This is a genomic window from Oceaniserpentilla sp. 4NH20-0058, from assembly GCF_040371755.1.
Lineage (GTDB): Bacteria > Pseudomonadota > Gammaproteobacteria > Pseudomonadales > Oceanobacteraceae > Bermanella.
Map to the genome: position 1 here is coordinate 37,314 of NZ_BAABWE010000007.1, position 26,297 is coordinate 63,610.

At 42.7% G+C, this 26,297-nt stretch carries 24 protein-coding genes and 1 riboswitch; of the genes, 15 read left to right on the forward strand and 9 right to left on the reverse strand.

Going from position 1 to position 26,297, the window contains the following annotated elements:
• The first annotated feature begins 353 nt into the window (after positions 1–353).
• The 4 genes from ABWV45_RS10260 to ABWV45_RS10275 all read left to right on the forward strand — a co-directional run bounded on the left by ABWV45_RS10260 (position 354) and on the right by ABWV45_RS10275 (position 4,883).
• A complete protein-coding gene (locus tag ABWV45_RS10260; RefSeq protein WP_353351309.1) occupies positions 354–1,400 on the forward strand; it encodes a Leu/Phe/Val dehydrogenase in 1,047 nt (348 codons plus the stop codon).
• A complete protein-coding gene (pdhA, locus tag ABWV45_RS10265) occupies positions 1,397–2,512 on the forward strand; it encodes a pyruvate dehydrogenase (acetyl-transferring) E1 component subunit alpha (protein WP_353351311.1) in 1,116 nt (371 codons plus the stop codon). The genes ABWV45_RS10260 and pdhA overlap by 4 nt, the downstream gene beginning before the upstream one ends.
• A gap of 14 nt (positions 2,513–2,526) precedes the next feature.
• Positions 2,527–3,537 carry an alpha-ketoacid dehydrogenase subunit beta gene (locus ABWV45_RS10270; RefSeq protein WP_353351313.1) on the forward strand — a complete coding sequence of 337 codons (1,011 nt, stop codon included), beginning with the start codon at positions 2,527–2,529 and terminating at the stop codon, positions 3,535–3,537.
• 215 nt (positions 3,538–3,752) lie between these two features.
• The gene (locus ABWV45_RS10275; RefSeq protein WP_353351315.1) at positions 3,753–4,883 is read left to right on the forward strand and encodes a dihydrolipoamide acetyltransferase family protein; all 1,131 of its coding nucleotides are present in this window, start codon (positions 3,753–3,755) and stop codon (positions 4,881–4,883) included.
• Here the strand turns inward: ABWV45_RS10275 and ABWV45_RS10280 are convergent.
• The gene (locus ABWV45_RS10280; protein ID WP_353351317.1) at positions 4,880–6,376 is read right to left on the reverse strand and encodes a flavin-containing monooxygenase; all 1,497 of its coding nucleotides are present in this window, start codon (positions 6,374–6,376) and stop codon (positions 4,880–4,882) included. The two genes, ABWV45_RS10275 and ABWV45_RS10280, sit on opposite strands and share 4 nt — an antisense overlap.
• An 86-nt stretch (positions 6,377–6,462) precedes the next feature.
• Complete coding sequence (locus ABWV45_RS10285) at positions 6,463–7,008, reverse strand: redoxin family protein (RefSeq protein WP_353351319.1); 546 nt, start codon at positions 7,006–7,008, stop codon at positions 6,463–6,465.
• A 718-nt stretch (positions 7,009–7,726) separates the two neighbouring features.
• Here ABWV45_RS10285 and ABWV45_RS10290 point away from each other — a divergent pair.
• The 6 genes from ABWV45_RS10290 to thiE all read left to right on the forward strand — a co-directional run bounded on the left by ABWV45_RS10290 (position 7,727) and on the right by thiE (position 13,864).
• Positions 7,727–8,050, forward strand: a complete 324-nt coding sequence (locus tag ABWV45_RS10290) for a DUF5992 family protein (RefSeq protein ID WP_353351321.1) — start codon at positions 7,727–7,729, stop codon at positions 8,048–8,050.
• 118 nt (positions 8,051–8,168) lie between these two features.
• Positions 8,169–8,267: riboswitch (TPP riboswitch) on the forward strand.
• A 114-nt stretch (positions 8,268–8,381) separates the two neighbouring features.
• Positions 8,382–10,280: a phosphomethylpyrimidine synthase ThiC gene (thiC, locus tag ABWV45_RS10295; RefSeq protein ID WP_353351323.1), complete on the forward strand. Its 1,899-nt coding sequence runs from the start codon at positions 8,382–8,384 to the stop codon at positions 10,278–10,280.
• 2 nt (positions 10,281–10,282) lie between these two features.
• Positions 10,283–11,347, forward strand: coding sequence for an FAD-dependent oxidoreductase (locus ABWV45_RS10300; protein ID WP_353351325.1), 1,065 nt, complete (start codon positions 10,283–10,285; stop codon positions 11,345–11,347).
• On the forward strand, positions 11,331–11,543 hold the full coding sequence (gene thiS / locus ABWV45_RS10305) for a sulfur carrier protein ThiS (RefSeq protein ID WP_353351327.1): 213 nt from the start codon (positions 11,331–11,333) through the stop codon (positions 11,541–11,543). Before ABWV45_RS10300 ends, thiS begins: the two co-directional genes overlap by 17 nt.
• A 12-nt stretch (positions 11,544–11,555) precedes the next feature.
• On the forward strand, positions 11,556–12,347 hold the full coding sequence (locus ABWV45_RS10310; RefSeq protein WP_353351329.1) for a thiazole synthase: 792 nt from the start codon (positions 11,556–11,558) through the stop codon (positions 12,345–12,347).
• A 2-nt stretch (positions 12,348–12,349) separates the two neighbouring features.
• Positions 12,350–13,864: a thiamine phosphate synthase gene (gene thiE, locus ABWV45_RS10315; protein ID WP_353351331.1), complete on the forward strand. Its 1,515-nt coding sequence runs from the start codon at positions 12,350–12,352 to the stop codon at positions 13,862–13,864.
• A 568-nt stretch (positions 13,865–14,432) separates the two neighbouring features.
• Here thiE and ABWV45_RS10320 read toward each other — a convergent pair.
• Positions 14,433–15,746: a GGDEF domain-containing response regulator gene (locus ABWV45_RS10320; protein ID WP_353351333.1), complete on the reverse strand. Its 1,314-nt coding sequence runs from the start codon at positions 15,744–15,746 to the stop codon at positions 14,433–14,435.
• A 129-nt stretch (positions 15,747–15,875) separates the two neighbouring features.
• Positions 15,876–16,844: an AraC family transcriptional regulator gene (locus ABWV45_RS10325; RefSeq protein WP_353351335.1), complete on the reverse strand. Its 969-nt coding sequence runs from the start codon at positions 16,842–16,844 to the stop codon at positions 15,876–15,878.
• A gap of 140 nt (positions 16,845–16,984) precedes the next feature.
• Between ABWV45_RS10325 and ABWV45_RS10330 the strand changes: the two genes are divergently transcribed.
• Positions 16,985–17,806 (forward strand): SDR family oxidoreductase, encoded by an 822-nt coding sequence (locus ABWV45_RS10330; protein WP_353351337.1) that lies wholly within the window; start codon positions 16,985–16,987, stop codon positions 17,804–17,806.
• A 202-nt stretch (positions 17,807–18,008) separates the two neighbouring features.
• On the opposite strand, the gene ABWV45_RS10335 is transcribed toward ABWV45_RS10330, so the two are convergent.
• Positions 18,009–19,130, reverse strand: a complete 1,122-nt coding sequence (locus ABWV45_RS10335; RefSeq protein WP_353351339.1) for a GNAT family N-acetyltransferase — start codon at positions 19,128–19,130, stop codon at positions 18,009–18,011.
• Between the two features lie 50 nt (positions 19,131–19,180).
• Between ABWV45_RS10335 and ABWV45_RS10340 the strand changes: the two genes are divergently transcribed.
• Positions 19,181–19,627 carry an HIT domain-containing protein gene (locus tag ABWV45_RS10340; RefSeq protein ID WP_353351341.1) on the forward strand — a complete coding sequence of 149 codons (447 nt, stop codon included), beginning with the start codon at positions 19,181–19,183 and terminating at the stop codon, positions 19,625–19,627.
• An 8-nt stretch (positions 19,628–19,635) separates the two neighbouring features.
• On the opposite strand, the gene ABWV45_RS10345 is transcribed toward ABWV45_RS10340, so the two are convergent.
• The 3 genes from ABWV45_RS10345 to ABWV45_RS10355 form a co-directional block, all read right to left on the reverse strand.
• Positions 19,636–20,370 (reverse strand): SGNH/GDSL hydrolase family protein, encoded by a 735-nt coding sequence (locus tag ABWV45_RS10345; RefSeq protein WP_353351343.1) that lies wholly within the window; start codon positions 20,368–20,370, stop codon positions 19,636–19,638.
• A 138-nt stretch (positions 20,371–20,508) separates the two neighbouring features.
• A complete protein-coding gene (locus ABWV45_RS10350) occupies positions 20,509–20,946 on the reverse strand; it encodes an HU family DNA-binding protein (RefSeq protein ID WP_353351345.1) in 438 nt (145 codons plus the stop codon).
• 95 nt (positions 20,947–21,041) lie between these two features.
• Complete coding sequence (locus ABWV45_RS10355; RefSeq protein WP_353351347.1) at positions 21,042–22,148, reverse strand: HD domain-containing phosphohydrolase; 1,107 nt, start codon at positions 22,146–22,148, stop codon at positions 21,042–21,044.
• 307 nt (positions 22,149–22,455) lie between these two features.
• Here ABWV45_RS10355 and aspS point away from each other — a divergent pair, with 307 nt between their 5' ends.
• Positions 22,456–24,225, forward strand: coding sequence for an aspartate--tRNA ligase (aspS, locus tag ABWV45_RS10360; protein WP_353351349.1), 1,770 nt, complete (start codon positions 22,456–22,458; stop codon positions 24,223–24,225).
• 184 nt (positions 24,226–24,409) lie between these two features.
• Here the strand turns inward: aspS and ABWV45_RS10365 are convergent, their stop codons facing one another.
• Entirely contained in the window at positions 24,410–24,943 is a 534-nt protein-coding gene (locus ABWV45_RS10365) for a hypothetical protein (RefSeq protein WP_353351351.1), read from the reverse strand.
• 125 nt (positions 24,944–25,068) lie between these two features.
• Here ABWV45_RS10365 and ruvC point away from each other — a divergent pair, with 125 nt between their 5' ends.
• Both ruvC and ruvA read left to right on the forward strand, forming a co-directional pair.
• The gene (ruvC, locus tag ABWV45_RS10370) at positions 25,069–25,596 is read left to right on the forward strand and encodes a crossover junction endodeoxyribonuclease RuvC (RefSeq protein ID WP_353351353.1); all 528 of its coding nucleotides are present in this window, start codon (positions 25,069–25,071) and stop codon (positions 25,594–25,596) included.
• Between the two features lie 83 nt (positions 25,597–25,679).
• On the forward strand, positions 25,680–26,291 hold the full coding sequence (ruvA, locus tag ABWV45_RS10375; RefSeq protein ID WP_353351355.1) for a Holliday junction branch migration protein RuvA: 612 nt from the start codon (positions 25,680–25,682) through the stop codon (positions 26,289–26,291).
• Positions 26,292–26,297 lie beyond the last annotated feature (6 nt).

Consider the following 26,297-nt stretch of genomic DNA (forward strand, 5'->3'; position numbering starts at 1 on the left):
AATACAAAGGAACTTGAATGAGCAGTGTGTTGTATCAAAACTACAGTTTTGTGAAGCTTACCCTAAAGATGCTGCTATTGTTTTACAAATCATGAATGATACGTATTTTAGGGAAGGGCCTGTGCTACAGGTTAGATATGGGTAAAGGGTTACTTCCCCCTCGCTTTATGGTCATCTTGATATTCTTTGTAAATCTTATAATTCTCTGCTTAGAAGTATTTCATTTGTATGGCCGTTTTTGCCGTACTTTTCCGGTTTATTTTAGCTAAACTCAAAGTATCCCCAAAAGGGATACACAGCTAACCCTGTTACTTTTTACATGTTGTCGTAAGCCTCACAAGGGAGATCGACTGATGTTTTCATCTATGCACGCCCATTCTGTGCAAGAGCTGCACTTTTGCCAGAAAGAATCTCTTAATGCTGTTGTGGCATTACATAATCTACGTTTAGGCCCCGCACTGGGTGGTTGTCGCTTCATTGAATACAGCAGTGAGCAAGATGCCATTGAAGATGCCATGCGTTTAGCAAAAGGCATGACTTACAAAGCAGCCTTAGCTCGCGTGCCTCATGGGGGTGGTAAAGCGGTCATTATGAAACCCCAAGGGGAGTTTGATCGTGAGCATTTATTCAAATTATTTGGCCAATTTGTAGAAACACTGGGTGGAAGATACATCAGTGCGATGGACAGTGGTACGCAAGTGAGTGATATGGATGTCATGCGCGCACAAACCACATTTGTCAGCAGCTCTAGCAATATTGGAGACCCTTCACCTTCAACTGCCTATGGCATGTTATTGGGGGTTGAATGCGCAGTTCGGTTTAAAATGAACCAATCACTTTCTGGGGTTACAGTCGCAATTCAAGGGTTAGGGCATGTAGGGTTTGCGCTAGCAGATCACCTACATAAAGCAGGATGCAAACTTATTGTATGTGATGTGGATGAGCAAAAAACACAGTTAGCCCAGCAGTTGTTCAACGCAAAAGTGGTTTCAGTTGATGATATCTACTCTCAGGTTTGTGATGTGTATAGCCCCTGTGGATTAGGTGGTGCCATTAATGCGGAAACCGTCGGAAAACTCAATTGTAAAATCATCGCCGGATGTGCAAATAATCAATTGGCCCAAGATGAACTTGCTTTAACACTTCATGACATGGGCATTTTATACGCGCCCGATTATGTGATTAATAGTGGGGGGCTAGTGTTTGCGTCTTCTTGTTTTCGAGGTATGGGCCATAAAGAAATCGAAAGGGAAATTCATAAACTCAAAGACACCCTCAATAAAATCTTTGTGCTTTCTAAACAAAAAAATGCACCGTGTAACTTTATTGCTAACGAAATGGCCGAACAAATATTGTATGGCTCAAACCAACATCGTGATTGGATTCAGGAGGCAGTATGAAAGCACTAAATCAACCGTATGTAGCCGAGCAAGGCCACTCCCATTTTATGGATTTTAGTCTGCAGAAAATTCAATTTTTAGATGCTGAAGGCAATTGGCTAAGCGAGCGTCCTGACTTTGCCAGTGATGAATGGCTGGTGCAATCGTATAAAAACATGGTGCGCACTCGCGTGTTTGATTCAAAAGCCATTGCATTACAGCGTACAGGGCAAATGGGCACATATCCATCGAGCCTAGGGCAAGAAGCATTTGGTGTGGCCATTGGAATGTCACTGCAAAAAGACGATGTATTTGTGCCGTATTATCGTGATCATGGAGCCCATTTACTGCGTGGCCATGAAATGAGTGACCTACTTTTATATTGGGGCGGCGATGAACGTGGTTCGGCCAAAGGGCCTCAGCAAGACTTCCCTGTTTGCGTGCCTATCGCCACTCAAATTACCCATGCTGCAGGCGCAGCCGCTGCCCTTAGAATTAAAAACCAAGACCAACTCGCCGTAACGACCATAGGGGATGGTGGTACCTCGAAAGGGGATTTTTTTGAAGCGTTAAATGTAGCGGGGGCGTGGCAATTACCCATGGTGGTGTTAGTGAATAATAACCAATACGCCATATCGGTTCCGCGGGAAATTCAATGCGGCGCGCCCACTCTTGCGCAAAAAGCCATTGGAGCGGGTATTTATGGCGTGCAAGTGGATGGTAATGATGTGTTAGCTATTTACCAAGCCATGTTAGAGGCTCGTCAGCGTGCCCAACAACACAAAGGGGCCACATTAATCGAAGCCATGAGCTATCGCTTGTGTGATCACACCACGGCAGATGATGCTTCTCGTTATCGTCCTAATGAAGAAGTAAAAGAAGCGTGGAAAAACGAACCCATCAAGCGCCTGCAAAATGCGTTAGTGAATTTAAAACTATGGGATAGCGAAAAAGAACAATCATGGCAAAGCCAATGTGGTGACGAAGTAGATAAAGCCGTTGAAACGTATTTAAAAACGGAAAAAGACACACCAGAAAGTATGTTCGATTACCTCTATCAAGATTGGCCAGAGGTTATGAATGAACAACTGGATTTATTGGCGGATAAACTATCCCGTCAATCGTCTTACTAAGGTGGAGGTAGATAATGTCTGTTGCTAACAATATGAATCAATCAAAACCAGTTGACAGTGTTTTACTCGAAGCGGTTAACCTTGCGCTGCATTATGAAATGGACCATGACGAATCTGTGGTCGTGCTTGGTGAAGACGTAGGCACCAATGGCGGAGTGTTTCGTGCAACCACAGGATTAAAAGAAAAATTCGGATTTAAACGGGTAATGGATACGCCGTTAGCCGAAGCACTTATCTCTGGTATGACCGTAGGCATGGCTTCACAGGGCTTAAAGCCTGTGGCCGAAATTCAGTTTATGGGTTTCATATTTCCTGCGTTTGAGCATTTATTTTGTCATGCTGCTCGTTTACGTAATCGCACCCGTGGTCGTATGAGTTGCCCAATGGTATTACGTGCGCCCTATGGCGGCGGCATACATGCGCCTGAACACCATAGCGAAAGTACCGAAGCACTCATTGCACACACACCGGGTATTCGTGTGGTGATTCCATCCTCCCCAGCACGGGCTTATGGTTTGCTGTTAGCGGCCATTCGTAATCCTGACCCTGTGGTGTTTTTAGAGCCAAAGCGGATTTATCGTGGTAGCAAACAAACCATTAATAACAATGGAGAAGCATTACCATTAGATACCTGTTTTACCTTGCGCCAAGGCACAGACGTGAGCTTAATTAGTTGGGGAGCGTGCATTGCAGACACGTTAGAAGCGGCGGATAAACTGGCTGAAAAAGGGATTTCAGCAGAAGTGATTGATGTGGCCACCATTAAACCTTTGGACATGCGCACTATAATCGCATCGGTTGTGAGCACTGGCCGTTGTGTCATTGTCCATGAAGCGGCCCGCTCATTTGGTGTTGGTGCAGAAATCGCCGCACAAATAAGTGAAAAATGTTTTTTAAATTTATTGTCACCCGTACAAAGAGTAACAGGCTTTGATACGCACATGCCGTATTTTAAAAACGAGCATTATTATTTGCCTAACAGTAATGACATCGTAGCGGCGGTGGATAAGTGTTTTAAAGAGTAAGGCAGGAGTTTGGGGTAATGTATGTAAGATGTGGAATATGGACTGGGAGATGAGAGATGCCCTCCAGCAAAGTGTTGAATAAATCAGCCACGAAGTGACCTTGTCAAAAATTAATGTATTAGAGATATGTAGGATGGGTTAGGCCTGAGTCACATGAATGCCGTAACCCATCAAAAAGCATGAACCAATAAAAATTTTCAATAAAAGGAAGCCTAATGAAATATTTTAAATTACCTGATTTAGGTGAAGGTTTAAGCGAAGCCGAAATTGTTGAATGGCATGTAAAAGTAGGCGACAGCATAAAAGAAGATCAGCTTATGGTCAGTGTAGAAACCGCCAAAGCCATTGTTGAAGTACCTTCTCCCCAATCCGGTGTGATTTGTGCGTTGTTTGGAGAAGCAGGGGATGTGGTACACATAGGCGAGCCGTTAGTAGAATACGAAGGAGAGAAAGACGACTCTGGTACAGTGGTTGGTGACTTATCGTTAGGTGCAAAACAAGAAAGCAAAGATGACTTCATAGTTGGCAGTGCCCATAACCAACAGAATCAAGCAGCTATCAAAGCCACTCCTAGTGTTCGAGCCTTGGCTAAACGGCTTGAGGTTGATTTAACTCATGTTAAGGCCACAGGTGAAGACGGTCGAATCACCGCAAATGATATAGAAAAAGCAGCGCAGCTGAACTCTGATAAAGGCCATAGTGAATCCCTAAAAGGGGTACGTAAAGCCATGGCAAAAAACATGGCCGCCTCCCATGCGCAAGTCGTGCCTGTAACATTACATGATGATGTGGATGTTCACGCTTGGTTCACAAGCGACAATCCACAGCAAGACATAACCATGCGTTTGGTTCACGCCATTGCAGTTGCATGTGAAGCTGAGCCTAGTATGAATGTGTGGTTTGATGGGGAACAACTATCAAGACGATTATTAACACAGATTGATTTAGGCATAGCAGTGGATACCGGACAAGGTCTGTTTGTACCGGTACTTAGAAATATCTCTAAACGCAGTTTAGACGATTTACGTGAAGGGTTAGATGCGCTACGAGCGGCAGTGAAAAGCCGAAAAATCCCCCCACAAGAAATGCAAGGTGCCACCATTACTCTAAGTAACTTTGGTACTCTAGCGGGTAAACATGCTAATCCGGTTGTATTGCCGCCTCAGGTGACGATAGTGGGTGCAGGAGGCATAAGAGACGAAGTGGTGGCGTTTGAAAGGCAGCCCGTGGTGCATGCCATATTGCCGTTATCTGTGACGTTTGATCACCGTGCCGTCACCGGCGGTGAAGCAGCACGTTTTTTAAAAGCCATGATGGATGATTTAGCAAAAGCCAGTGTGGATTAACTGGCTTTGGTTAAATCAGTTTGCTGAGCGGTTTGGTTTTTTGTATAAAATTTCACGATACCATCTTCAATTGGGTCGTGAGTCAGAGTTTGTTTGTCCACTTCGTATTTATTTAAAACACGCCAAGGGTGGTTAGCACCTTGTTTTGGTAGAACATCTTTGGCTCTTTGAATGTAGCCTGATTGCATATCATCCATAATGGTTTCGTCTAAGCTTTGTTCGGATTTGTTTTCTGGAACGACCACACAAAAATTATTTTCATCCATGTAGTTAAATAATCGGCATACATAAGCAGCAGAAATATCTGCTTTTAACGTCCAAGATGAATTGGTATAACCAAAAATCCAAGCAATGTTTGGCATGTTTTCAGCTAGTACAGCTTTGTATGTCATTAAATTATTTAATTCGACTTTTTGTCCGTCTTTATAGAGACTCATACCTCCTAATAACTGAATGTTTAAGCCAGTAGCGGTAACGATTATATCGGCATCAAGATGCTTACCAGATTTCAGTTGAATTCCTGTTTCTGTAAAGTGATCAATATGGTCTGTGACCACACTGGCTTGGCCATTTAAAATAGCTTTGAATAAATCGCCATCGGGTACCGCACACATGCGTTGATCCCAAGGTTTATAGTTAGGACTAAAATGGTTTAAATCTACTTTACCTTTTGTTTGACGTTTCACCCCACGAATAGCAAGTTTACGAATAAATTCTGGCCAGCGTTTTGCTGCTTTAAAAAAAGTTCGCTGTAAAAAAATATTACGCTTACGCGCAAATGAGAACACCACTTTGTTAGGTAGAAACTTCTTCAATAATCCGGAAAATTTATCAATGGAGGGAACGGTAAACACATAAGAAGGGGAACGCTGTAACATGGTGATGTGTTTGGTTTTATCGGCCATGGCGGGCACTAATGTTACCGCTGTGGCACCACTACCAATGATGACGACATTTTTTTCGGCGTAATCTAAATTCTCTGGCCATTTTTGTGGATGAATTATGTCACCCTTAAAGTCGTTATAGCCCTTAAATTCAGGTAGAAAACCCTGATCATAATTGTAATATCCGGTACAGGGTATTAAAAAGTCACAGGTATATTGAATGGTTTCTTGAGTGGCTTCGTTGATGGTGGTCACTTGCCATATATTTTGTTGGCTATCCCAGTTTGCTTGGGTGGTTTTTAATCCAAAATGAACCTTGCCATCCACTTCAAATTCGCGAGCAGTTTCATTAATATATTCACGAATATCGCCACCATTGGCTAATACACTTAAACCATCCCAAGGGCGAAAATCAAAACCAAAACTGGCCATGTCACTGTCGGAGCGAATTCCCGGATAACGGAATAAATCCCAAGTACCACCGATGGCTTGGCGACGTTCTAAAATGGCAAAGGATTTATTAGGGCACTGTTGTTTTAAATGGCAAGCCATGCTGATGCCAGACAAACCTGCACCTATGATGAGTGCATCAAAGTGTTCAGATGACATGTTGTATCTCTTATTTTTATTTTGTGAACGCAACATAAACCATGGTGGCAATCATGTCTATATAACGGATTGTTGCGAAATTGGCGCTATTCTTTTAGTAGTATTGCGATAGCTGAACTAATTTGTGCGGCTTTATTGGTATTTGCATGGGTTTCACCTATAAAGCGATAGCGCACCATGCCTTTTTTATCGACTAAATAGTAAGTGGGCCAATATTGGTTGTTAAGGCGTTTCCAGTATTTAAAGTCGTTATCCATCATAACCGGATGATCAAGTTCAAACTCACTCATTTTAGCCAGTACCGCACTGCGCTTTTTCTCGTAATCGAACTCAGGTGTGTGAATGCCAATTACTTGAAAATCTTGGTTATGCAGTGAGGCTTCTAATTGGTTGAGCCAAGGAAAGCTGCGGTAGCAGTTCCAGCAGGCAAAGGTCCAAATATCCACTAATAACACTTTACCTTTTAATTCTTCGACGTTTAACGGCTTGGATTTGAGCCATTGGTTTTGTTCGGTTTGGGTGAATTCAGGTAACGGGAATGGGTTGATTTCGGCATTGGCGCTTTGGATGCTGGGTTTTAGTAGTACAAAGGTGAGGGCAGCCGTGCCGAGCATGATGAATAGGGATTTCATGATGGGTCCTTTGGGTGGGTCTTTTGTATTGGTGGTATTTTGATCAGGGTTTGTGGGGAAAGTTCAGGGTGATTTGTTATTACTGTGTTGGTGGTAATCCATATTAGTAGGTCGAACTCGGCGTGCCCCTTGTGGGTATTATTTCGACAATATTGCAAGTGCGTAATTTTTTCACCAATAACTATTTAGGCTTTTCATATCTGGAGCATTAATGCCAGCACGGTTTCTTTTCTCGGGATTGCATCCCGGACCCTGCTTCGCGGCGCCGCACGAACCGCTCGCCTCTAATAGGGTGATCGGGACGCTTTGGTTGTAGCGGCTCGTGAATGCCGCAATATGTTATCGTTTCGTGCTTGGTTTGTGGTTGGTACTGAAGCATTGTGGGATCGGCGTGCCCCTTGTGGGCATGCGATGAACTGATCGAATAAAGTCGCAGTTTCAATCCCCCCTTGCCCTAATTCTCCATAATCACGTATCATCCCCCCAGTTCACGAAGTGCTAAGCAAATATGCTTAGCTGATACTTTACCCGTTGAACTCTTTTAATTTAGCTGATGCTATCGTGTAGTTATTAGTGGTGACTTAACTGAGAAAGGTTGATTATGCATCCATCTTGATAGCAATAGCATTCATGATAATCGGCTTGCGAATGTTAATTGAGATTTAACTATTACTAAGTCACTGCTTGCCAGTGAAAAGTGTACATTTAAGAGAAATTTATGAAAAAAGTCTTATCGCCTTTATTACTTTTGGGATTATGTTTCAATGCATATGCGGGAGATATTGCAAATGGTGCAACGGTTCTTAAAGTTGCTAACATTTCTAGCAATGTCGATACATTCGCAGTTACCGTTGATTCGTCTTTAGTTGATTGTGCACGTAATATTATATTCTTTCCAGCTAGTGCAGCCCCAAACAAAGAATCTCATGCAAGAGCTTATTCTACAGCGTTAACAGCACTATCAACGGGCATGAAAGTCAGACTATATAATTATGATTCAAACTCTTGTACAGATGCATCATTTATTGAAATATCAAAATAAATATAAAAATATGGCTTAGTCAAATACTAGAAAGTTGGTTTCGGATATCCTTACGAGGTACGGCTGGCCTTAAATATTAACCTCTACTTCTCCCTTGCCCCTAAATCCCGTATCATACCCACAGCTCACGGGGTGCCAAGCATATTGCTTAGCTGAGACTTTACCCGTTGAACCTGATCCGACTAGCATCGGCGTAGGAATGAGCGTGGTTTATTTCTGGTTGTGCACCCAAAATCCGTGTGCATTGTATAAACCCATTGAATCTATTGCTCTTGCAATAGGTGCTCACACGTCCTTGTTAGTGGTGACTTAACTCAAATAAGGACCCACTATGCAATCTGATAACAACTCCATTCAAGCGGCTCAGCTTGCCAATGTAAATCCAGACCTGATCACTCGCACTCCATTACCGGGCAGCGAAAAAGTGTATATTCAAAGCGAAACCCGCCCAGATGTGCGCGTGCCCATGCGTAAGGTGAATTTAACCGACGGTACGGACATTACCCTTTACGATACCTCTGGCCCGTATACGGATGTGAATGCCGAGGTGGATGTACACAAGGGTATTGATACCAGCCCACGTAACAAATGGATTGAAGAGCGCCAAGATAGCGAAACCTACGAAGGCCGTGATACCAAGCCAGAAGATAACGGCATAGACGATTCATACAAAGCCTTTCAGTTTTATAATCCGCACCTACAACGTCAACCTCGTCGTGCAAAAGCAGGTAAAAATGTTAGCCAATTGCATTACGCGCGCCAAGGCATTATTACCGCTGAAATGGAGTACGTGGCATTGCGTGAAAACCAAAAACGCGAAGCCTTGATCAATGAATTCACTACCCCAGAGCGTGAAGCCCGTTTAAAAGGCAACCCAATGGGGGCGGCTATTCCACAGACAATCACCGCTGAATTTGTACGTGACGAAATTGCTCGCGGTCGCGCCATTATTCCAGCCAACATTAATCACCCAGAGTTAGAGCCCATGATTATTGGCCGTAACTTTTTGGTTAAAGTAAACGCCAATATTGGTAATAGTGCGTTAACGTCGTCTATTGAAGAAGAAGTTGAAAAACTTGTTTGGTCTACCCGTTGGGGTGGCGATACCGTAATGGATTTATCCACCGGTAAACACATTCACAGTACCCGCGATTACATTATCCGTAATTCCCCTGTACCCATTGGTACAGTGCCTTTGTATCAAGCGCTAGAAAAAGTAAACGGCATTGCTGAAGATTTAACATGGGAAATTTTCCGCGATACGTTAATCGAGCAAGCAGAGCAGGGCGTGGATTACTTTACCATTCACGCTGGTATTCGTTTGGCCCATGTGCCGTTAACCGCTGACCGCGTCACAGGTATTGTGAGCCGTGGTGGTTCTATCATGGCGAAATGGTGTATCGCACACCACAAAGAAAGCTTTTTGTATGAGCACTTTGAAGACATTTGCGAAATCATGAAAACCTACGACGTGAGTTTTTCATTAGGGGATGGCCTGCGCCCGGGTTCCCAAGCAGATGCCAACGACGCAGCCCAATTTGCCGAACTCGAAACCTTAGGTGAATTAACGCAAATCGCGTGGAAGCACGACGTGCAAGTGATGATTGAAGGCCCAGGTCATGTGCCTATGCACATGATTCAAGCCAACATGGATAAACAGCTAGAATGCTGTGACGAAGCCCCTTTCTATACGTTAGGGCCACTCACCACGGACATTGCACCGGGTTATGATCACATTACCTCTGGTATTGGTGCAGCTATGATCGGTTGGTTTGGCTGTGCCATGTTGTGTTATGTCACACCAAAAGAGCACCTAGGTTTACCCAACCGTGATGATGTAAAAGTAGGCATTATCACTTATAAGCTGGCGGCTCACGCAGCGGATATTGCTAAAGGTCATCCGGGGGCTCGTTACCGCGACGACATGATGTCAAAAGCCCGTTTTGAATTTCGTTGGGAAGATCAATTCAACCTAGGTTTAGACCCAGACACCGCCCGTGAATATCACGACGAAACCTTACCTAAAGACAGCGCAAAAGTAGCGCATTTTTGTTCCATGTGTGGGCCGAAATTTTGCTCTATGAAAATCTCGCAAGAAGTACGAGACTACTCGAAAGACTTTAGCCCAGAAGCCATTAAACAAGGTATGGCAGAAAAAAGTGCGGAATTTAAAGCACTGGGCAGCGAGGTTTACGTGCCAAGTAAAAAAGCGCAAACCGAGGACGCCTAACCATGAACCTAGCAGATGGATACACCAAAAAGGTCGCCATCGTTGGGGCAGGGATTAGTGGCAGTTTAACTGCATGGCATTTGCAGCAACTTGGGTGTGAGATTCATATTTATGAACCAGACGAACACAAAAAAAGTTGCTCGTTTACGGCTGCGGGTATGCTCGCCCCCATGGCGGAATTAGAAAGCGCCAATGATCATATCTATCAACTAGGCATGCACTCCATTGCGTTATGGCCGCAAATTATTGCGGCACTTGGGGGGAATATTTTTCATCGCGACAATGGCACACTGGTGGTGTGTCATCGTCAAGATGAAGGGGTGTTTAATCAACTTTTAAGTACCTTAAAAAATAAACTAGGGGGCAATTTTTCCCAGCAGTGTGAGGTTGTACATTCGCAATCTTTAGAGCGCGAATTAAAACCTTTAGGCACCTCGTTACTGCTTCAAAACGAAGCTCAAGTGGACGCCCATCAAGCCCTTAATGCATTGCATCAAAGCTTAAAAAGCAACAGCCATTGGCATGCCAGAAAGGCGGATAAATTATCCGCATATAAGGTGAATGATGAAACCTTTGATTGGGTGTTTGATTGTCGTGGTTTGGCAGCCAAACACGATATTAATGGCTTACACGGTGTACGTGGTGAAGTAATTACGGTGCACGCACCGCAGGTAAATATCGAGCGCATGGTGCGCGTCATGCACCCAAGATATCGCATTTATATAGTGCCGCGGGAAAATCAAAAATACATGATAGGTGCCACCGAAATACAGTCGGACGATACTGGGCCCATGAGTGTACGTTCCACCTTGGAATTATTATCTGCCGCTTTTAGTGTGCATTCGGGTTTTGCCGAGGCGCGTATTTTAGGGCTAGACACCAACGTACGACCTGCCACCTTGGATCATCAACCTGTGATTGACCATCAAGCAGGATTAACGCGTATCAATGGTTTGTACCGTCATGGGTATTTATTGGCCCCAGCTGTGGTGGCAAAAGCGTTACAGGAATTGGGGTTCAACACACAACAACACTTAATGCAGGCTGAATATGAAAATTGTATTTAATGGACAAACCGTTGAGTTGCCAAATACGCATACGCTTAGTGCATTGTTAACCGATTCAAACCTGACTAAAGGTTTATCCATTGAACAAGCTGTGGTGGCGGTGAATCAAACCTTGGTTCACAAAAGTGATTATGAAACCCTAATTATTCATGAAGGGGATCAAATCGAAATGCTTACTGCCGTGGTCGGTGGCTAACAGGAGATTCAAATGTGGCACATTGCAGGTAAAACCCTAGACAGCCGTTTTTTAATCGGCACCGCCATGTATGACTCACCTGAGATCATGCAGCAATCCATCGACGCCTCTGGCTCGCAAATCATTACGGTATCCCTGCGCAGGCAAAGCGCAGGGGGCAGTGATAACCAAGTGTTTTGGGAGTTTTTGCAAAGCTTTCAACAAAACAATCGTTATTTATTACCTAACACAGCAGGTTGTCATAACGCCAAAGAGGCAATACTTACCGCACAAATGGCGCGTGAATTATTTAAAACCAATTGGGTAAAACTTGAAGTCATTGGGGATGATTACACCTTACAGCCTGATCCGTTTCAATTAGTAGAAGCGGCGAAAGAACTCATCCAACAAGGGTTTGAAGTATTTCCTTATTGCACCGACGATTTAATCCTTTGCGAAAAATTATTAGAAGTGGGTTGTAATATTTTAATGCCGTGGGGCGCACCTATTGGTACAGGTAAAGGATTAATGAATCCTTACGCGCTAACCCTATTACGTGAACGCTTTCCCAATGTGCCACTGATTGTGGATGCGGGCATTGGTAAGCCCAGCCATGCAGCACACGCCATGGAATTAGGCTTTGATGGGGTATTACTGAATACCGCCGTGGCAAAAGCCCAAGACAGTATTAAAATGTCCAAGGCGTTTAAACACGGTATTGAGGCAGGGCGATTGGCTTACGAGGCCGGTTGTATGCAAGAGCAACAAAAAGCCCAAGCCAGTACAGCAGTGGTTGGGCAACCGTTTTGGCATTTAGAGGAATAAACATGAAACCTGCTGTATTGAGTATTTCAGCTCATGATCCTTTAGCCATGTCAGGCATTGCCATGGATCAAAGGGCCCTTTCGGTTTTGAATGTCCATTGCGCCAGTTGTATCACGGCCACTACATCCCAAAATCAACGGGATTTTTTTGCCATTAACGCCGTTGATGCAAATGCATTCAAAAGTCAGTTAGATGCACTGGCTAAACAAGATGTGTTTAGTGTAATTAAAATAGGCATGGTGCCCAATTTAGATATTGCTAAAACGTTAGCGGCTCACCCAATTATGCAAAATAAAACAGTGGTTCTGGACCCTGTTATTGCAACAAGTAGTGAAGAAGCAAATAACGTAAATGTTATTCACACAGAACGCTTATCGGCATTACTGTATTTATTGCCTTTAGTTAATGTATTAACCCCCAACCTTAATGAAGCCAAGTTATTGTTAAAAGGCTCTGGCATACCATACACGCCAGAAATGAGTCATGCGGATTTAGCGTTAGCACTGCTTGATTGTGGAGTAGAGCACGTGCTGTTAAAAGGTGGCCATGGAAATACACCTGCGCGGGATATTTACGCATCTAAAACGCAATATTTTCACTTGGAACACATTACATACGATCACACATTTAATCGCGGTACAGGTTGTGCCATGGCGTCACTTATTGCAGGTGCGTGTGCGCTACAACATACAGTGGCCGATGCCGTAGTCATGGCAAAAATGGTTATGCAAGCTGGCTGGCAAAACCCGTATCAATTAGATAAACAAACTGGGGGCTTTAACTTTGAGCAACTTTCCCCGTTTGAAACGCTAAATGTAAGAGAAGAAAGCCAAGAAACACGTAACAGCATTCAAGTACCTTACGAATTACCTAATGTATTTGTTAAAGAAGCCGAGACCGAGCTTTCATTTTTGCCCTGTAAACATGATTTAGGCTTATATCCAATAGTTGATCGTGCCCAGTGGTTAAACCGCTTATTACCCTTAGGGGTGAAAATCATTCAACTACGTATAAAAGACTTAAACGGTGATGATCTAAAAAATGAAATTCAGCAAGCAGTGCATATCGCTAAACAATTTAATTGCCAATTATTTATAAATGATTACTGGCAATTGGCCATTGAATACGGTGCTTATGGTGTACACCTAGGGCAAGAAGACATAGACGATGCGGATTTAGAACATATTGCAAAATCCGGTTTACGCCTAGGTTTAAGTAGCCATTGTTTTTACGAAGTGGCTCGCGCAAAAACCATTAAACCTTCCTATATTGCGTTCGGCCCTGTGTACGCCACTCAAACCAAAGACATGCCTTGGATTCCCCAAGGGGCTAATGGTTTAACCATTTGGCGTAAGCTGCTGAAGGATTTTCCAATGGTGGCCATTGGCGGTATTCATGATGAACGCTTTTCACAAGTAAAAGCCACAGGAGTGGATTCAATTGCAATGGTCAGTGCCATTACTGCGCAGGATGATCCAGAGGGAGCGTGTTTGGGGTATATGGAGGAATGGGGTTAATATTTTTTGAGTGATGTGTAGCTTGGATAAGCGAAGCGCCATCCGAGGTTTGATGTGGCTTCTTGTCATTATCACCTATGCGGTAATCCATGTTGCTTTGTGAGAGTGAGCCCGCACGGGATTGACGCATGAGCATCATCTAATTTCTGGTAATTATCTCAATAGCAGTTAGCTGAGTAATCAAAGCCAGCACGGTTTCTTTTCTCGGGGCTGCGTTTCGGACCCTGCTTCGCGGCACCCCACGAGCCGCTCGTCATTTATGGAAGTATCGAAACGACTTGCTTATAGCGGCCCGTGAATGCCGCATTTTGTTATCTAAACAGGTCTGGTTTTCAGGTGATTTTGATGGACAGAGAATATTCCTTATAATAAATTCTGAGTACATTGTGTAAAAATATTATCAATATTTTCTAGACTGAATGTCATAAAAAATTATTAAAAATACCCCTTTTTTTCTAAGTCTTTCTGATTCTCTATTAATGTAGTAGCGTCAACTCACGCTGAGCTGGCGAGGGGGGGGTAAAAACGGCTTAGGTTAAAACTTTAACGTAAATTAAGTAGTGTTTTGTTATTGTTCTACCTGATAAAAATGATAACAACTGCGCCCTTTATTTTTTGATTCATATAAAGCTGTGTCGGCTTTTTTCAATAATTCATCGGTTGTTTCAGCATTATTTGGAAAGGTAGAGATTCCAATGCTGATGCCAATAAGGCATTCGCTTTCATTCAGTATGAAAGGTTGTTTGATACTTTCGATAATGCGTTTTGCCACAGATGCGGCATTTTCTTGGGTGTCGATGTCTTTGAGTATAATGACAAATTCATCACCGCCCATTCTGCAAACAATATCGGTTTCTTTTACGCAAGCGCTTAACCGCCCTGCGGTTGCGATTAAAAGTTCATCCCCCGTACTGTGACCAAGACTGTCGTTGATTCCTTTGAATCGATCAAGGTCCATATATAAAACAGCGAGTTTTGAATTTTCCCGTTTAGAATGAGAAATAGTTTCAGTTAACATTTCAAGAGTGATGTAACGATTACATAATCCTGTTAATCCATCTTTGTGTGCCAGCTCTATGAGCTTTTTTTCCATGTCTCGGCGTTTTGTAATGTCTTGGAATACAATCACGACACCTTTATAAATGCCTTCTTCTATTATGGGGGTGGCAATGTATTCAGCGGGATAGAGCTTGTCATTTTTTCGCCAGTAGACACCAATATCTTGTCGCCAGCATTCCCCTTGTGCACAATGCTGTTCGATGGGGCAGTCGACCCAGTTTTCAACAAATCCACCGTTATCATCAAAAATAAAATACTTTAAAATGGAGTCACCCACTAAGGGCTCTTGGTTACGCTTTAAAATATTAAGAGCAACAGGGTTAGCAAATGTGATGATACCGTCTCGATTTAATCCAAGTACGCCTTCACCCACCGCTTTAAGTAATAATGCTGTGCGCTCTTTTAAGCGTTGATTGCGCAGTAACTCTTCACGCAATAGTGTTTTTTGTTGGTGTATTTGAAGGAATATGTTGACCTTACCCATGACCACATGGCGGTTGATGGGTTTGATTATATGGTCAATACCGCCTGCCTCATAGGCTTGTATTTCGGAGTGTTTATCGCCATCGGATGCGGTAATAAACACTATAGGTGTGACGCGATACCTAGGTATTTGACGTAATAGTTTGGAGGCTTCAAAGCCATCCATTCTTGGCATTTGTACATCCATAAAGATTACAAAAAAAGAATGACGTTTGCATAGCTCAATGCATTCTTCGCCGTTGTAGGCGCTGTACACATTGATATTCAGCTTGCTAACCAGTTTTTTTAGGATGAGATGGATCTCACGGGAGTCATCTACGATGAGCAGTTTATTGTCCATTCTAATAGTCTAGACGACTATGAAAGTATCTCTAATTGATGAATAACTTCTGTATATTAATGATAGTAAGTTATAAATTTTATCTGGAAATAACCTCATGGAATAAAAATGGCGACGAAAGTCTTTTTATTATTCAACGGTTATTCTTTTTCGGCTCTGTCGCAAAGGAGGGACACCAAATACTCGTTTATAGGCTCTTGAGAAAGCCGCTTCGGAGGTGTAGCCCAGTTCTTCGGCTAAATCCATTAGCGAAATAGAGGATTGCATAATTTTCATGCGCGCTAAGTTCATACGCCATTCTGTTAGGTACTGTTTGACAGATGTGCCTATTACTTCAGTGAAGCGAGCAGAAAACCCTGATCGAGACATGCCAGCTTGGCTAGCTAATTGACCCACAGTCCAGTGGGTTTCAGGGTGTGCATGCATGATTGCTAATGCTTTACCAACTTTTGGGTCTTTTAACGCACCAACCCAACCTAGGTTGGCTTCGGGTGAGTGTTCGATCCAATACCGGATGGCCTGAATCACAATAATATCCGCTAGGTGTGCTACGACTGTTTCACCGCCAGTTCCTAACATGGTCGCTTCTTCGGCGATGAGTTCAATCAAGGTTTGCAGTTTTGTAGAAAGTTGACCGTTTTCGCTTTTGATATGGATGAGTGTGGGCAGTTGTTCTATGAGTTTTTTACCTGCAATGTGATCGAAATTTAAAATACCGCAGGTTAAAAAAGTGGCTTCACCACCGCCGCCATAATGGATAAATTCAAAGCGCTCGGATAGTTTAGTCACTGGAATGTCAAAAAATGGTTCGCAGTGAGTTGTTTTCTCATTGGCAATGCAGTGACCTTCGCCTTTGGGTAGTAGTACTAAATCGCCGGGTTGAATATAAACATCGTCGTGATCATCAAACCTTAACCACGCACCTCCTTGGGTGACGATATGAAACATCATTTGGCCTTCCATAGACGGCATTTTGGCCCCCCACGGAGCAGTGAACTCAGATTGAGCGTACACCATTCCATTTAAACGCAGTGAATATAAGGTTTCACCAAGGGTATCACTTGCTATGGGAAACTCCCTTGTGGTTGAAATTTTCAAAATCACTTCCTTACACGCTTATTTGGATAAACTGCAAAGAAATATAGATCTATGAGCATTAATCATCAAGCAATTTAACTCTAAACTGTCAATTCAATAGGGGATGTTCCCCACAAACTGAAACAAAAGAGGGTGATGATATGAAGCAAGATCTAATTGCAGTGGTTGGCGCAACGGGTAAGACAGGCCGTCGAGTTCTAACGTCATTGCAGGAGCAGGGTTGCCAAGTGAGGGCATTATCTCGAACCAGTAAAATACCATTTGATTGGGAAAACCGAGAAACATGGAAGCCAGCTTTAACCGATATTCATAGTGTTTATGTCACTTATTATCCTGATCTGGCTGTGCCCGAAGCGCAAAACGATATCCAAGCGTTTGTGGATTTAGCACAAAGTATGGGGGTCAATCATTTGGTTCTACTTTCTGGTCGTGGGGAGCAGGGAGCGCAAAATGCAGAACAGGTTGTCATCAATAGCACCTTAGAATGGAACATCGTACGGGCCAGTTGGTTTATGCAAAATTTCAGTGAAAGTTTCATGCTTGAGGGCATTCAAGCCGGTCAATTAGTGTTGCCCGAGCATATGGCATTAGAACCATTTATTGATGTTGACGACATTGCCGACGTGGTCGTGGCAGCATTAACCCGTGATGAATTGCGCAATCAGGTTTTAGAAGTCACCGGACCGGAGTTATTATCCTTTGCTCAATGTGTCGATGTGACCGCTGAAATGCTACAACGTGATATTCAGTTGTTAACCGTGCCGATTGAATCCTATTTAGAGGGTGCTGAGGCGCAGGGCATGCCAGCAGACATTGCGTGGTTGATTAATGAGTTGTTCGTTAATGTATTGGATGGCCGTAATGAAAGTACCACCAATACTATTGAAACTATTCTACAACGTCCGGCAAAAACGTTTAAAGATTATGCGCAAGATACGGCTGCAACTGGGGTGTGGTCTTAACAAATATTAAGGCTGTATAATAGGGTTTAAGAGGCGATCTTTAGTGGTCGCCTTGTTAATGTTGAAGAAAATAACCCTCAATAATGACAAGGTGCTTGTTATGGTTATTTAAATTTCTGATGGATTGAGTACAGAATTATAACAGTAATCACAATATGATTTGTTGTAAAACGCCACTATGACTTATTTATGCTAAGAGTGCTTAATCCTTTTTGTTTGGCATGTTTTTCTCATTAAATGGCAATGCCTCGTAACAACTTTGTTTGTATAGTGCTAAGGATTTGCTCTCTTCTTTTACAAAATCACCTACAGCTTCATGAAACCCTTTATGTACTAAATAATGTAAGGAGCGAGTGTATATCGGTTCAAATCCACGGGCGATTTTATGCTCCCCTTGAGTACCTGGGTCAAAATGACTTAGGCCATTAGCTATGCAGTATTCTATGCCTTGGTAATAACACAGTTCAAAGTGCAGGTTTTCAAAGTCTTTGATGGCACCCCAATAGCGGCCATATAAATTTTTATCATCACAAAAATACAAAGCACAAGCAATTGGTTCATTGTTTTGATAAGCAAACACAAACTTCATTTGTGCGCCCATGGTACGCCCCATTTGTTTGAAGCTATTTAATGTTAGGTAGCCTTGCATGCCTCGCATTTGATAGGTGCTTTGATAACATTGATAAAAAAACTGCCAATCGTTTAATGTTAAGTTTTCAGTATTTAACCATCGAATTTCAATGTGCTGTTGGCGGATGCTTTTTCGTTCTTTATTCACGGCTTTGCGTTTACGGGATTTAAAGCGGCTAAGATAATCATCAAAGCTTTGATAGCCATAGTTGAACCAATGGAATTGCACACTTTTACGTTCGTGCCAGTTTTCATGGGTTAGTAATTCTCTTTCTTGTTGGTTGCAAAACAATATATGTACACCGCTTAGGTTTTGTTCATGACAGTGTTGCTGTAATTGTGTACTTAGTAATTCTCCATTAACCCTGTTTAAGTCTGAGGAGATAATTCTTGGACCAGTAGCAGGGGTGAAAGGAGCGGCTATAATTAATTTTGGGTAATAGTTTAATCCATGGCGAGAATAGGCTTCTGCCCAACTCCAATCAAACACATATTCGCCATAGGAGTGCTGTTTTAAAAAACTGGGTAATAATAAATTTTGTTTTTCATCGTATAAAAAATGACCTTGCCAGCCGCTTTGAGCATTAATCGAACCGTATTGCTCTAATGCTTGAATAAATGCTTTTTGAGTAAATGGGTATGAGTTTTGCCAGATAGAATCTGGGGCTTGCTCAATTGAATTTAACCATTGCATATTTGCGGCCCTTATTGGTTAAATAGACATAAGAATTTAGGAGCATCATTATGTACAAATTGGATCCACAGCTTCAACAAGATACTGTACTGTTAGGTCAGTTTAAGCTTTGTGATGTATTGCTTATGAATGATTCCCAGTTTCCTTGGGTTATTTTGGTTCCACGTAGAGGCAGTACCAATGAGTTATACCAGCTTTCTACAGAAGAGCGCTATTTACAATCCGATGAATCAGCTTATGTAAGCCAACGTTTATCGGACTATTTTGAAGCGGATAGTATGAATATTGCGGCACTTGGCAATGTTGTGCCACAACTGCATATTCATCATGTGGTGCGCAAAGAGAGTGACCTAATGTGGCCTAAACCTGTTTGGGGGGCGATTCAAGCTAAGCCATATTTAAAAGAAGACTTACAAAAAATGGTAGATGAGCTGACCTTACTATTTAGTGATAAGTTTGTAGCCCCTTCTGATAACGATTCAGACGCCATGTATTAAAGGTTATCTTACCGCAAATGCTTGAGTATTTGCGGTGCAATTTGTTGCGCCCATGTCTTGTAACCTAATTCGTTTGGATGATATCCGTCTATTGCCATAAATTCGCTACTAATCGGTAGTTCACTGCATACATAATGAACGCAATTCTGGCTTTCACATGTTATTCGTAATTGCTTATCTAAAAGGGCGGCTCTTAATCCTAATAGGTATTTTAGTGGGGCTGGCAATGCTGGAAACTTAGCCATTGGGGGTACCTGCATAAAGAAGATGTGCTGAGCCCCTTTTTGTCGTAGTAATTTAATGCTTTTTTGAATTTCTGTCTTCCATGTTTTTAAACTGGTTAATCCGGTTGTGTCGTTTACGCCCATTGTCACAATGGCTAAATCCGCCGTTCCTTTGTATTTCGATAAATGGTGGTTTAGCTCTGTCATGCGTATGCCGTTGTTGCCCTGCATATGACAATGAAAACCTTGGCCGTTTGAGTTGATGTGTAATTCATGTGTTAGATGATGACTTATCCCTTGAGACAGGGTTTCTACACCCACACCTGCCACGGTGGATTCACCAATATGCAGTATTTTCAAATAAGTATCAGGGTCGCCTATATATAAGGTGTTGTTACCAGTTGCTTCAGGTAAGCGTAGAGCTGTTTTTTTCAAATAAAGCGCTTGAGGGATGCTAAGCAAAAAGATAGGGCTAGAAAGATACCAGAGCCACTGCAGAATAGGAGTCGATAATTTCATTGCGATACTTGTTTGGCTATTAAAAGCACTTATTTTTTATTAACTCTAGGTACATGATTGTGCATTAGATTAATAACCTTTAGGCATAAAAAAGCGGGTTAAGTGAAACACTTAACCCGCTTTTTAAAGATAGACGGATTACTCGGCCATTTCTTTTAGTTTTTTCAATGGACGAATTTTAACTGCGATTGAAGCAGGTTTCGCTTTGAAAGTAGTTTCTTCACCAGTAAATGGGTTGGTACCTTTACGGGCTTTCTTAGCTGGTTTTTTAACAGCTTGAATTTTTAGTAGACCAGGAAGAACGAACTCACCAACCGCACGTTTTTTAATGTGGCGCTCAATGATGTCTCCAAGACTGTCTAGTACAGACTGAACGTCTTTTTTGCTTAAATCAGCTGATTCAGCAATTTCGTTTAAAATCTGAGTTTTGTTATAACGTTCTGAAATGGCGGTAAGCTTTTTAGCTGGTGCTTTTTTAACTGGTGCTTTTTTAGTAGCTACCGTTTTTTTAGCGGTTGCTTTTTTTGCGGTTGCTTTTTTTGCGGTTGCTTTTTTTGCGGTTTTTTTAGCTGCCATCGCTATGCCCTTATTGTTTTTGTATTGTGCTTGGCAATATACAAATAAGTAGGAGAGTGTAGCAAGTAAAAAAGTCAAAAAAAGCTAAAAAAGGCCTATTTTTTAGCTTTTTTTATGTGAAGTCGTTTAACGGCTTGGTTAAAGTGCTCGACCCAGTTAGGGCAATATAAGGTTCCAACATGCTGATTTATTTCCATTATGGCGCGTACCATGGGTCTTTGTTGGCTGGGTTGATAGGTTCGTGTTTGGGTAATGGCTTCAAAAGTGTCCACAATGGCCAGTAATTTTGCGCCTTCACATATGTCAAATTCTTTTAAGCCTTCGGGGTAGCCACTGCCGTCTAATCGCTCATGGTGGTGTAATATTATCTCAGACGCTTCATGCCAAACCTCAAAACTACTAATGAGTCGATGCACTAGTTTTACGTGGCTTTTGATCCATTTCCAATCATTGTGACTAAGGGCGCTGGCTTTGTCAGCCATGCCTTTTGGGAAAAAAGCCATGGCTAGATCATGCAAATACAGTGCGGCTTGAAGTTGATGTGTATTGATAGGATTACCTGCCAGTTGATTCATATTCATAGCCAGCAAGAACATACGTTCGGTTCGTCCTGGGCCATATGGGCTGCGTTGATCAACCAAAAGGCTAAGCTGCAAGAAGAATGATACTTCTTCGTTGATTTCGTCTTCGGTAAAATAAAGTTTGTGTTGTGCTTCTTCAAGTTCTTCTAACGGAATGGTTTCTGGGGCGAGCTTTTCCAATATGAGAATTATTTGCTGATCGTATTCATTGCCTTTTAAAGAGGCAAGGGTACTAATGAGATGTGCCGTATCATCATAATTGGTGCTATCAAATTCATTTCCACCATTAATAAAGCTGTCTAACTCATTAAATGTGAGATCTAGACTTAATAGCAATACGTCACCCAGAGCGGGTGTTAATCGATTTTGGCTTTTTCTTAAGGTATCTAAAACATCTTCAATGGCTTGGAGTAAGCATAGGTATTGGCTAATACCCATAATGCCAAGGTCCCCTTTTACTGTGTGGACATCTCTAAATAGAAGGTTAATGGTATTGATGTCATCAGGCTTGCTTTCAAGGCTTAGAAGGTGATCGTTGCAACCTTGACGCTTTTCGACGAGCTCATCCTTGAGGTCGTTAATCAAATCAGGGTCAAAATTGTCGATATGAACGTTTGCCATGGAACCTCCTTACATAAATAAAGCATAGCAGGGTCACACAAGATGTCGGAATTTCGTGCAAAATGGGTATAATGCTCGCCTTTTGATAAATCAGGCTATATTAGGGCTCCTATTGCCTTATTATGAGAATGATCGGCTTTAGGTAAAGTAAGGCCACATTCACAGTGATAATCGGTGCATTATCACTGCATGAGAGCACTAAAATAGTTGGCCAAGTGCCACATTTAGATAGAAATTTTCAGCCAGAAGCTCGGCTTTTGCTGACACATAAATCGATACATTTAATTGCTATATTTGGGAATTCACTATGCGCAGCCATTACTGTGGTGAAATTACAGAAAAACTGGTTCAAGAAACCGTAACTTTTTGCGGCTGGGTTCACCGCCGTCGTGACCACGGTGGCGTTATCTTTTTAGATGTACGTGATCGTGAAGGTCTGGTTCAGGTGGTATTTGATCCAGATACGGTTGAAGCCTTCAATACAGCTGACAGCGTTCGTAGCGAATACGTTATTCAAGTTACAGGTTTGGTTCGTCCGCGTCCTGCTGGTAGTGAAAACGACAATATGACCACAGGTAAGATCGAGATCCTAGGTAAAGAGATCAACATCTTAAACAAGGCCAATACGCCTCCGTTCCCATTGGATGATTACAGCCCAGTGGGTGAAGATGTTCGTTTAAAATACCGTTACATGGACTTACGCCGTGACGAAATGCAGCACAACCTGCGCTTCCGTCATAAAGTGACCATGCAAATTCGTAACATCCTAGACCAGCAAGGCTTCTTGGATATCGAAACCCCTATTCTAACTCGTGCAACCCCTGAGGGTGCTCGTGATTACTTGGTACCTAGCCGTACTCACCAAGGTTCTTTCTTTGCATTGCCTCAATCACCACAGCTATTTAAACAGCTATTAATGGTGTCGGGTTTTGATCGTTATTACCAAATAGCGAAATGCTTCCGTGATGAAGATTTACGTGCTGACCGTCAGCCTGAGTTCACTCAAATTGATATGGAGGCTTCTTTCATCAATGAAGACGATATCATGGGTGCGGCTGAAAGCATGGCAAAAGCCATTTTTAAAGAGCAACTAGACATTGATCTAGGCGACTTCCCGCACATGCCTTACAGCGAAGCCATGAGCCGTTATGGTTCGGATAAGCCTGATCTGCGTATTCCTATGGAATTAGTCGATGTAGCTGAGTTCCTACAAGATATCGAATTTAAAGTGTTCGCAGGCCCAGCTAAAGACCCTAAAGGTCGCGTTGCGGCCCTTAAAGTGCCGGGCGGTGCAGAGCTTTCCCGTAAGCAGATTGATGAATACACTAAGTATGTAAGTATTTATGGTGCAAAAGGTCTGGCTTGGATCAAAGTCAACGAAATTGAAAAAGGCGTTGAAGGTTTACAATCGCCAATTATCAAATTCATTGGCGATGACAACACCATGAAGATCATGGAAAAAATCGAAGCTAAAAACGGCGACATTGTATTCTTCGGTGCAGATAAAGAAACCATCGTAAACGAAGCACTTGGTGCTTTACGTGTGAAACTAGGCCTTGACCTAAACATGCTAACCAAAGAGTGGGCACCTTTATGGGTGGTTGATTTCCCAATGTTTGAAGAAACCTCAGACGGCGGTCTAACCGCTATTCACCACCCATTCACAGCGCCGTCTTGCTCGCCAGAAGAACTAAAAGCTGACCCAGCTAATGCACTTTCTCGTGCTTATGACATGGTACTAAACGGTTGTGAACTGGGTGGCGGTTCAATCCGTATTCACGATCAAGAAATGCAAAAAGTGGTTTTTGAAATTCTAAAAATCTCTGAAGAAGAGCAACAAGAGAAGTTTGGCTTCTTGTTAGATGCTCTTCAATTTGGTGCGCCACCACATGGTGGTTTGGCATTCGGTTTAGACCGCCTAATCATGCTGATGACAGGCGCTGACAGTATTCGTGAAGTGATTGCTTTCCCGAAAACACAATCGGCTGCGTGTGTGATGACAGCAGCACCGGGTGAGGTGCCAGCTAAAAATCTGCGTGAAGTGGGGATTCAGGTTCGCGCTAAAGAAACCAAATAGTTTGAGGGAAAGCCCTGAGCGAAAACACTGACGGCGTTATCTTAACCTTTCAGATCAGTTACATAGGCCAGCTATGCGCCTTCTCTGAAAGAATAAGCTGCCTTGCCAGAATTTCCTTTAGAGCTTTTTGGAAGATTATTTGTTTATGAAAGAAGCCCACGGGCTTCTTTTTTTGTTTGGGTGCTTATATTTTTGCAGTGTTAAAAGTGCTGGCTGGCGGTTGCGCTAAAAACACATCCTGTTTGATTTCATCAACCAAAGCGGCATTAAGCGTTACTTCTTCATAAAGCCAGAAAATCTCATTGTTTTTTTCAACTCGATAGCGCCATTGATATTGCGCTTGAATCCAGCCATTTTTAAAACCACCTATTTTACTGATGTTTCCTTCTTCATCTTCATAGGCTAACTGAATGGAGTTTTGCTGGTTTGAAATAATAAACCGGTCTAATTTGGCGCTGCCATCTTCTAATAGGCTTTGTTTGATAGGGCGGCCAGCTTGATTACCAATTATGTGTTCTGCGGATGTTGGTTCTAATGGTTCAGTTGTGAAATCCAAAGTGTGTTGATCGAATACACAAGGTAATTCGAAAAGCCTGAATTCAGGCTTTGATTGGATTGGGTAAACATTCGTTGCATTGGCAATGGCTGTCTGAAACGCGTCATGGCGCTGACTTTTATCCCATTGCTTTAAAGTCAGCTGAAAAATCAATGTAGGCATGCGGTGATCATTGGCTTGTGTTAGATTTTTCTATTAGAGCACATCTGATCTATCTGATATATTCACCACTGTATATTTTTACACGTATACCTGTGTACTCACTTTGGTTTTTAAAAGAGTTATTCATGTCCATCATTTTAGGCATCGACCCAGGTTCTCGCTTGACCGGGTTTGGTGTGATAGAAGCCCAAGGTAGCAAGCTTCGGTACATCACATCTGGCTGTATCCGTATAGATACGTCGCAAGACTTGGCATATCGCTTAAAACAAATTTACACCTGTGTATCGCAAATTATTAATGAACAACACCCTGATGAATTTGCCATCGAGCAGGTGTTTATGGGGAAAAATGTGGATTCAGCGTTGAAGCTTGGTCAAGCCCGAGGCACAGCGATTGTGGCCGCCAGTATGCAAGATATTCCTGTATCTGAATATGCGGCTCGCGCTATTAAGCAGGCTGTGACGGGCACAGGTGCTGCGAATAAAGAACAAGTGCAACACATGGTTCAATTATTGCTCAGATTACCCGGCAAACCTCAGGCAGATGCGGCGGATGCCTTAGCCATTGCGATTACCCATGCTTACGCGAGCCAAAATTTAGTGGCACAAGCGGGGGCAAACCGACAAAAACGAGGGCGTTTAAAAGAGTTTTAACCCTTAGCCACTAGCCATTCTATGAAGGATTGGGTAACCTCTACTGATTATAAATACAGTACTCTAAGAATAAGCAGCTTTATATGATTGGTCGTATTAGTGGCATCCTCATTGAAAAACAATCTCCTGAATTACTGATTGATGTAAATGGCATTGGCTATGAAGTTTTAGCCCCAATGACCACCATTTATAAGCTGCCAGCCCTTGGTCAATCCGTTACCTTGCACACACAATTTGTGGTGCGTGAAGATGCACAATTATTGTACGGCTTTTCAGATAAACAGCAGCGAGCGTTGTTTCGAGCACTGATTAAAGTCTCTGGCGTGGGGCCCAAATTGGCGCTGGCCATATTATCAGGTATTGAAGCGATTAATTTTGTACGCTCAATCCATGATGGCGACACCGCCACTTTGGTGCGCATACCGGGTATTGGTAAAAAAACCGCTGAGCGTTTAGTGGTGGAAATGAAAGATCGCTTAAAAGAATGGCAAGTGGATTCAGACTTACCGTTGATGGCAGCGGCGAATCCGCAGCCTGCTGGCCAAGAAGTGTGGGTTCAAGAAGCAGAAGGAGCCTTGATTGCTCTGGGATATAAACCCACAGAAGCGGCTAAAGCTATATCGGCTATTAAAGACCCCGTCAGCAGTGCAGAAGATTTGATCCGTTTTGCCCTTAAAGGCATGTTGAAGCAGTAACCACGA